Source organism: Dellaglioa sp. CoH-57-MRSF-16 (genome assembly GCF_056782055.1).
On the sequence record NZ_JBXAXZ010000022.1, the window covers coordinates 1 to 737 of the forward strand.

1 protein-coding gene is annotated in these 737 nt (G+C 52.6%); it reads left to right on the forward strand.

The window, feature by feature from the left end; translation table 11 throughout:
* Positions 1-116: 116 nt before the first annotated feature.
* Positions 117-737: DEAD/DEAH box helicase (locus AC1RPH_RS07640; protein WP_481762005.1), on the forward strand; the 621-nt coding region annotated here is incomplete at its 3' end.

Here is a 737-nt window from a genome sequence, read left to right on the forward strand (position 1 = left end):
ACAAGTTCCGATTCTACGAGGATAAGAACTGCAAGCAGTGCGAATTTTTCGAAGATCGTCACTCTGATACTTGTGACAACTGCGGGTCTTTCTTGGGCGGCGCTGATTTGGCTTCCATGGTCAAGATCGGTGAGAAGGAATTCCTTAAAACTCCGCTCGGTGACGCAGGAGGTCTGAAACAGGTTCTCGAAAAGAGCGATATACCATTCAAGTTCAAGAAGCATTTCCCGACACAGGAATTTAGCAGGCCTATCAAATTCACGGGCACCCTCAAGGACTACCAGCCAGCAGCCGTTGACGCGATCCTGAAAAAGAAGCGTGGTGTCCTCAAAGCCCCGCCCCGGAGCGGTAAGACCGTGATGGGGGCCGCAGCTGTATGCCGCTTGGGTAAGAAGACGATCATCATGGCGTCGCAGCGTGAATGGATTCTCGGCTTCCAAGAGACATTTATCGGATCGGACACACAGGCCGCCCTGACCAACTGTAGAAAGACCCAGATCGGCCTGTGCAAGACCTACGAAGATTTTCTAAAGTACGATATCTGTCTCGTTACATGCCAAACTTTCTGGAGTGCCAAAGGACGTAAACTTTTGCGCCGAGTTCGCGACATGTTTGCGATGCTGCTTGTAGACGAAATCCACACGGGCGCTGCCCCCAAGTACGCGTCAGTGATAGCCGCACTCAACTGCGAATACAAGGTCGGATTGTCAGGCACCCCGAACCGCAAGGACGGCCGG